The 7,877-nt window shown below is 69.3% G+C and carries 7 protein-coding genes; 5 read left to right on the forward strand and 2 right to left on the reverse strand.

Features of this window, described 5'->3' with window-relative positions:
* Positions 1-15: 15 nt before the first annotated feature.
* Positions 16-414 carry a DUF5994 family protein gene (locus ACZ562_RS20605; protein WP_471180949.1) on the forward strand — a complete coding sequence of 133 codons (399 nt, stop codon included), beginning with the start codon at positions 16-18 and terminating at the stop codon, positions 412-414.
* A gap of 267 nt (positions 415-681) precedes the next feature.
* Here the strand turns inward: ACZ562_RS20605 and ACZ562_RS20610 are convergent, their stop codons facing one another.
* Positions 682-2,793 carry a choice-of-anchor P family protein gene (locus ACZ562_RS20610; RefSeq protein WP_471180952.1) on the reverse strand — a complete coding sequence of 704 codons (2,112 nt, stop codon included), beginning with the start codon at positions 2,791-2,793 and terminating at the stop codon, positions 682-684.
* Positions 2,794-3,459: 666 nt separating this feature from the next.
* Here ACZ562_RS20610 and ACZ562_RS20615 point away from each other — a divergent pair.
* Together ACZ562_RS20615 and ACZ562_RS20620 are read left to right on the forward strand one after the other, a co-directional pair.
* Positions 3,460-4,095 (forward strand): nucleotide-binding protein, encoded by a 636-nt coding sequence (locus ACZ562_RS20615; RefSeq protein WP_471180954.1) that lies wholly within the window; start codon positions 3,460-3,462, stop codon positions 4,093-4,095.
* Positions 4,092-4,334, forward strand: a complete 243-nt coding sequence (locus tag ACZ562_RS20620) for a hypothetical protein (protein WP_471180957.1) — start codon at positions 4,092-4,094, stop codon at positions 4,332-4,334. Before ACZ562_RS20615 ends, ACZ562_RS20620 begins: the two co-directional genes overlap by 4 nt.
* Positions 4,335-4,565: 231 nt before the next feature.
* Here ACZ562_RS20620 and ACZ562_RS20625 read toward each other — a convergent pair whose 3' ends face one another.
* Entirely contained in the window at positions 4,566-5,366 is an 801-nt protein-coding gene (locus ACZ562_RS20625) for an FG-GAP repeat domain-containing protein (protein ID WP_471180959.1), read from the reverse strand.
* 596 nt (positions 5,367-5,962) lie between these two features.
* Between ACZ562_RS20625 and ACZ562_RS20630 the strand changes: the two genes are divergently transcribed.
* Both ACZ562_RS20630 and ACZ562_RS20635 read left to right on the forward strand, forming a co-directional pair.
* Complete coding sequence (locus tag ACZ562_RS20630) at positions 5,963-6,745, forward strand: DUF899 domain-containing protein (RefSeq protein WP_471180962.1); 783 nt, start codon at positions 5,963-5,965, stop codon at positions 6,743-6,745.
* A 729-nt stretch (positions 6,746-7,474) separates the two neighbouring features.
* Positions 7,475-7,877 (forward strand): transporter substrate-binding domain-containing protein (locus ACZ562_RS20635; protein WP_471180965.1); only part of this gene is annotated, 403 nt, incomplete at its 3' end.

The raw sequence follows: 7,877 nt of genomic DNA on the forward strand, positions 1-7,877 counted from the left end.
CCACAGGAGCAGACAATGACCACCGCACTGCAGCCCCCGCTTCCCTCCCATCCCCTCCTCCGCCTGAGCCTGGCGCCCCACGGCACCATGCCCCGGCCCATCGACGGAGCGTGGTGGCCCCGCTCCTACGACCTGCTCGCCGAGCTGCCCCATCTCCTGAGCGGGTTGCCGCCCGACTGGGGTCAGATCACCAGCGTCACCGTCAACGGGTCGAAGTGGTCCGCAACGCCCGGTCGGATCCTCGTCTGCAACCAAGTGGTACGACTGTCCAGGACCGTGACGGCATCCGCCCCGAACACCGTCGTCCTGCTCGCTCCTGGCCACGGGCGCTGGGACCTGCTGGTCGTCCCGCCGGACACCACCGAGCAGGCCGCGGAACCGCTGATGGCAGCCGCGGCGGACGGCCACGCCTGATGTCGGCCGACGGGCCGGCCGAGGGACTGCCATGGAGTGCCTGTTCCCATTCAGCACCGCGGTCGCGGTCACGGGCGCCTGACCGGTTCGCCGCGAAGGAGCCTCACGGCCGAGAACGCGACACGACATCGGCGAGACTCTTCACCAGCGGCCGTTCCTCACGCGACGTAGCTCGACACCTCGAAGCGTGAAGAACGGCCGTCCTGCTGTCTGAGGAACAAACTCAGGATCAGCAGGTCGGGTGACCGGGGAGATCAAAGACCAGGCTTAGCTGGTGGTCTCTGCTCGGGGGCTCTCGCCGGCCATCTTCTTGCCCGGCTTCTTTCCGGTGTTCTTGCTGGGCTTGCTGGGCTTCTTTCCGGGCTTTCCGGGTTTGCTGGGCTTGCCGGGCTTGCTGGGCTTACCGGGGTCGTTGCCGTCCTTGCATTCACCGCCGCGAGTCTGCTTGTCGCACGGCGGGTACCGGAAGACTGTCACCCTGTTGCTGGTGGTGGTCACGGTGGTGCCGTCGGGGGCCGTGCCCGTGGCCTGGGCGACGAAGATGATCCTCCCGGCCCTGACGTCGGCGGCTGTGGTGGTGTAGGTCGCGGTGCAGGTGATCGACTCGCCGGGCGCCAGGGTGGTCTTCGGGCAGTTCACGTCGAGCGAGTCGATGACCGCCTCGATCGAGCTGAGGGGCTGCCCGCCGGTGTTGGTCAGCTGGAGGTTGAAGTGCAGGGACTGGCCTGCGCCGGTGAACGCGGACTCCTCGGCCTCCAGTACGGCCCTGAGGCCGGCCAGGGGGACAGTAACGCCGTTGCTGTCGGCGCTGAGGACGGTGCCCGACGATGTCCAGCCGGACACCGTCGCTTCGTTGACGACCTGTCCGCGGGCGACGTCGGCCGCGGTCGTGGTGTAGCTGGCCGTGCACTGCACCGATTCGCCCGGCGCCAGCGTCGTGTCGGGACAGGTGACGGTCGGCGAGCCCGGGCCGTTGTCCTCCACACTGATGTCCGTCACGTTCTGCGTGCCGTTGTTGGTCACCGTGTAGGTGTAGTGCAGCGTCTGCCCGGCGCCGGTGAACTGGGCCTGCTCGGCGGCCTTGACCACCGTCAGCGAGGCGAGCGGTGTGGTCACCGTGTTGCTGGTCGCCGTCACCGTCGCCCCGCCCGGGGTGGTGGCGCTGACCCGGCCCTGGTCGGTGACTCTTCCCGCCTCGACGTCCGCCGCCGTCGTGACGTACGTGGCCTGGCAGGTCGTGCTCTCGCCCGGCGACAGCTGGTCGGTGCCGCAGCCGGAGACATCGACACCGGGCGTCAGGTCGGTGACGGTCACGTCGTTGAGCTGCGCCTGTCCGGTGTTGGTGACGGTGTAGGTGTAGTGGACCGTCTCACCGGGGGCCTGGAAGTCCGCGTCGGTTGCCTCCTTCGCCAGTGACACAGCTCGAAGCGGGACGACCAGCTCGGGGCTCGTGGCGGTCACGGTCCCGCCGCCGGGGAGAGTGGCCGTCACCGTTCCGGTGTCCGTGATCCGTCCCGCTGCCACGTCGGCGGCGGTCGCGGTGTAACTCGCGGTGCACTCCACCGTGGCGCCGGGAACCAGCGGCCCGGCGGGACAGGTGACCGTCGGTGACCCGGGGCCGTTGTCCGTCACCTGAAGGTTGGTCAGAGGCTCCGTGCCGTTGTTCCGCACGGTGAACGTGTAGTGGAGCGTCTGGCCCTGGACGAAAGAGTCCTCCTGGGCGGTCTTGGTGACCGTCGGCGCCGGGGCGGCACCTCCGCACTCGACATGGCCGACGATGACGTCGGCTGTGTCGAACTGGGGCAGCAGCACCAGGTGCAGGGCGTTGACCGTGATGACGCCGTTCGCGTCTGTCGTCTGCTCGTTGAGCGTGAGTGTGCCGAGGCCCGCCAGGTTCACGACGGTGTTGGGGGCCGCGTTCGCCTGCAGGGCAACCGGCGGCTGGCCGTCGACCGTGGCGCTGCCCGCGGCGATCACACCCGAGCCCGTCGCACCGGCGGAAGTCGCACTGCAGTTGGAGCGCACACCGGTGAGGCTCAGGGAGCCGATCGGGCCCAGGTTGGCGGCCAGGCTCTGCACGGTGGCGGAGGCACTGGACGTTCCCGCTGCCGGATCCCCGGCGGTGATGGCGGTCAGAGTGGAGCTGGAGAGAAACGGTCCCGCGTTGACGCCCACCTGAGTCGTCGTCCCACCGGGCGGATAGTCCGAGACCGGCACGGGAGCCACCGCGACGATGGAGCCGATCGCGTCTGCCGACACGACGTACGCATGCGCGACCGGGGACGGAAGCGCTGCCTGGGCCGGCATCGCGGAACACAACGTGCCGGTAAGAGTGGTGAGCGCGGTGATCGCCAAGCCGCGTCTGAAACGTGAGCCCATGTGGAGGTCCCTTGTGTTGCACGTGGGGAAGCCTCACCGGCAGTCGCCCATGGCACGTCACGATCCGGCGCGCACGGCGGCCCGGAAAGGCTGGCCGCGAGAGCGGCACGCACATCATGCCTTCGAAGTCGATCACTCGCGATCGCCTGCTGAACGGGCATCGGCGCGTCGCGCGCGGGACCACCCCAGTGGCCCAAGCCGCACCCGGTCCTGCGTCGACAGGCGGGCCGCAGGAGGGTGGCGGAAGCCCCGCACATGACCGTCGTGTTGCGCCTGCCCGGCCTGGAGGGGCGGGGGCTGCCCGTCGCCAAGCCCGCACCCGGCCCACGCCCCGCCCGCGACGGGTGGCGAGTCGGCGCTGGCCGTTCCGAGCAGGAGACCCTGACGGATGCCCTGACCAACACCCACACCAAGGATGCGGGCTCTGCCCGGGGTACGAGACGGCACGCCGTAGCTCGAGGCACCCACATCGTGCGGCGGGCGCCTCAAGTCACGGGATCTGGGCGGCCCAGGCTCCCGGGCCCAATGGGAGCAGGTGGAGACGCTGATGAGATCGGGTGTGGCGTCGGCGGCATGGAGGTCACCGTTCTGCGGCTCGGGTGAACCCGGGCATTCACCCCGCGCGCCGGGCAGCGCCGGCCGGCCGGGTTCAATACGGTGGCGGACGTGCTGCTGAGCTGTGCGTTCGTCAATTTGAAGCCCGGTGTCGGGAAGACGACCAGCGCTGTCTGGCTGGCCCACGCGCTGTACGAGCTGGGACTGCCCCCGCTGCTGGTCGACAGCGACCCGGCTGGCTCCGCTCTGCGCTGGAGCGAGCTCGCCGGCGGCTTCCCCTTTCCCGTGGTCGCCCTTCCTGTTGGTGATGTGCACCGCCGCGTCGACGACTTCCTCGGTGGACGGGAGACCGTGGTGCTCGACGCCCCGCAATTGGAGGACCACGCCCGCATCGCGCGCAGCGTCATGTGTCATGCCAACGAATGGATCGTGCCGGTCACACCGGCCCCGATCGAGCTGGACCGGATGGCCCCCATCCAGACCGAGATGGGCGATGTGCAGTCCCTACGCGCGCGGCCGGCCCGCACCGCGGTGCTGCTCAACCGCACCAACCGCCCCGGCACCACGCGTACCGGCCCCGACGCAGACGCCCGGGAGGTGCTTGCGGAACGGGGATTCGACGTCCTCGACAGCCAGATCGCCCGCCTCGACCTGTACTCCCAGTCGTTCGGCGGTCCGGTCCGCGTCCAGGGAACCGCCTACATGGACCTCGCGAATGAACTCCTCAAACGTCAGGCAGGCGAATGAACCAGCGCAAGGACAACTACCGTGCGGCCTTGCGGCGCGGTCAGACGGACGCGGGTCCGCAGGCCCCTAAGCCGACCACCCTGAGCAACAGATATGTCAGGATCACCATCGAGCTTGATCCGGACGTGCAGAGGAACCTGGACCGGTGGATGGCGCCGGCGGTCACCTTGCTGACGAACACCGGCGCGGCCGCCTTGCGCGTCCTGACAGTGTTCGCATCCAGGAGGCCCCCTCACTGAGAGGGCACTTGCTTCAGGTAGATCGCTCCCCATGTCCGAAGGCGAGGCGGCCGCAGGTGCCTGCTGGGCGCATGCTCAGGAGGTGATGCGTTCGAGGCGCAGCACCATCTGATGGCGCGAACCGGTGTTCGCCGACCCGGACGAACTGGAGACGCTGCGTAGTTGGCATCGACGTGCACCGTCGGCGGTCGCAGATCGCTGTGACGGAGGGCTGCTCGAACTGCTGCGGGACTATGGGTTCGGCCGCACTTCGTGACCTCGGCAGATGCCGAAGTCACGCCACCCCAGCTGGAGACCGGGCCAGTCCGCGACTCCGTAGAAATCAGCCTCCTTCTCACTCACGGTTACTCCGCCCGCGTCCTGACGGCCGATATAGCGGGAAACAGCGCCGTCCCCTGACGACTGGAACACCTGGAGTTCGGCCCGGCCGTCGTGGTCCTCGTCCGTGGCCCGCACGCCGTACACGAACGCCGGACTCTTCATCCGGACAGTGCCGGTCCGCTCACTGTGCAGATCCTGGGCGAGCGGCCCGTAGTGCACTTCGTGCACGAGCATGTTGTCGCGAGGCGAATCACCCTCGTCCTGCTGGCTGTAGAACAGCGCCAGATCGAGGTAGCCGTCGCCGTCGAAATCGCCGAACGTCCCCCGGGTCTCCATGTCCGACTTCCCCGCGCCCCCCACCTTCTGCCAGAAACTGCGCCCCTCCTCCACGCCGACCGTGGCCCGCCCCTCACCGCGCTGGAAGACGACTGAGGCTCTCCCGTCACGGGCCGGGTCGCGTATCTCGTCCATGCGTCCGTCACCGTCCACATCAGCGCGCAGGCTGCTGCCGTTGTTGCTGGCGCATATCGGCATGGGGGCGTGGTCACCGGGCCTGGGTTTGTTGCCGAGGAGGAGCCACGCGGCGCCGGCCATCACCATCAGACCGACCCCTGACCCGACGACGAGCCGCCGACGGCGCGTGCGCCGACGCGGCAGCGACGAGGACACACCGCCGGATTCGGGCTGTTGAGACTCGGCAAGGCATGACATGCCGAAACTCTAGAGGCTGGCGCTGGACCCCGGCCGTGTGCGGTGCCCTTGTTCAGGTCGCCCGTCTCGTCGACCACCAGGACTACCTCGCCGAGGAGTTGGCCGCATGGTGCGACACGATCCGCCGACCGTCGCGACCGACAAGCGCGGGGCGACCGTCCTCACCGGGCCTGGACGGCGTCGAGACTGCTCCGCTGGGCGCGCAGAACACCGAGGTGATCGGGCGCCGCCGCGGCATGACCGGCACCACGATCGGCCAGAGGCCTGCCCGTCATGCGGTACCCCTGCCGGCTGCACACCGACACCGCCGGCGCCGACGACCTGCCTCCGGCCGAGCCTCGCCGCGCGACGTCATCGTCACCCGCACGTCGGCGTACCCGGAGGGGCCAGACGATGCCCGATCGTTGGTCGAGCGGACGGCTGTGGATCACCCCGGGCCTGGTGATCGCTGACACCGGCAGGGTACTGACCTATTGGGGCTCTTCGGCCGAGGGCGCCTCGCCGCGATGAGTTTCGGCCCCGTCGCGAGTCTGTTCTGGTGAGCGTCGTAGAACGTGGAACGACACTGCCCGGCACGAGACACCACGGAGGACACCATGACGACCTCGCCGGACGACCAGACCACCGCGCTGCCCGGCCGCCCGCCCGTGGTGGACCTGGCCACCTGGCAGACCGCCCGTGACGAGTTGCTGGTCCGCGAGAAGGCCCACACCCGCGAGGGCGACGCCATCGCCGCGGCCCGCCGACGGCTGCCGATGGTGGAGCTCGACGGGACGGTCGAGGTCGTCGGACCCGACGGCCCGCTCCCGTTCCTGGACCTGTTCCAGGGTCGCGACGAGCTCGTGGTCTACAAGCACATGTGGTACGACGGCGCGCCGCACCAGGGGCAGTGCGAGGGCTGCACCACCACGGCCTGGCACGTGAAGGAGGCCGTCTACCTCAACGCCCGCGGCGTCTCGTTCGCCATCCTGACCACGGGCCGTTGGGACGAGGTGGCCTCCTACATCGAGTTCATGGGCTACACCCAGCCCTGGTACTCGGTGCGCGACCTGGACGCGCCGGTCGGCGGCAGCATGGGTTACATCACCTGCTTCCTGCGCGACGGCGACCGCGTGTTCCTCACCTACTCCACGACGGGCCGTGGCAACGAGCGGGTCAACGGGTCCCTCGGCCTGCTCGACATGACGCCCTACGGCCGCGGCGAGGCGTGGGAGGACAACCCCGAGGGCTGGCCCGAGGGGCGCAGCCCGTGCTGGTCCTGGCGCACGGACGCGGACGGGAACGCCACCTGGGGCCCGACCAGCCGCCCCGTGCCGCAGTGGGCCCGCCCCGGTGCGACCCCCGTGGAGACCCTGGGCCGGCACGGCCACCACCACTGACGCGCCTTCGCCGACGGCGTCGGCAAAGGTGTCAGGTGCCGGGCGGAACCTCCGGACGATGCGAACTGCCCCCCGCCCTCGATCGTAGGGTGGTTCGTCCAGGTGAAGGACGCGGTAGGAGAGGGGATGTCTGGGCTTGCCATTCCTACCAGGCGTCCGGTTGCACGTATCATCCAAGTACCAGTGCTTGTCATGGCCCGCTCATGACCGGGATGGTGATCGTCCCTCGCGGCACTTCCACCCTGGTTCGACGGTGACCGACGGGCTGTGGGCGCTGCAGGCGCCGCTGCCCGCCGGCGAGGGCAGCGTTCCTCGTAGCAGACGGGTCCGTACGCAATGCGCGGCGCCGCGGGCGGTGGCTCACGCAGTGATCAACCGCTATGCGTCCACTTTGCGCAATGATCAGTGCTTCACGCGCAACGAATACGCATTTCAGACGGCATCGAGCCCTCGTAGGGTCTCTCCTGCAGGACGAAGAGCGGCGGCGATCCCGAAGCTCGGTGTATCCGTCGGGATTGGCACGCCAGCCACCATGCACCGCCAGGGCCCCGCATGGCCCGGCATGGTGCGTTTACCGCATCGTCCGGCTTCGTGGCGCATGGTCCGACGGCCGTCCGAGCACGCCTGCCTGCTGAACGGGGCAGGCGCCCCCCCGCACGACGCCGCTCATCCGAAGACACGCTCGCCCCATCAGCGACCGCGCCTCATCACCGTCAAAGGACCCCGATCATGACCGCACGCAACACCTGTCGCACGACCGCTACCAGTGCCCGCATCGCCGCGGTCGCGGTCGCGGGCGCGCTGCTGCTCACCGCCTGCGGTGACCAGACGGACAACGGCAGCAGCGACAGCACGTCGGAGGCGGCCACGTCCGCCGCACCGCTCGCCGGCAAGCTCCCCGCGGACATCAAGAAGGCCGGCGTCATCAAGATCGGCTCGGACATCGCCTACCCGCCGGTCGAGTACATGGAAGGCGGCAAGGCCGTCGGTATCGACCCGGACATCGCCGACGCCCTGGGCAAGCAGCTGGGCGTGAAGTTCGAGTTCCAGAACGGCAAGTTCGACCAGCTCATCGTCGGTCTGCAGTCCAACCGGTTCAACGCGGTCATGTCCGCGATGAACGACACGAAGG

The sequence above is a fragment of the Streptomyces sp. NPDC040410 genome, from assembly GCF_055595715.1.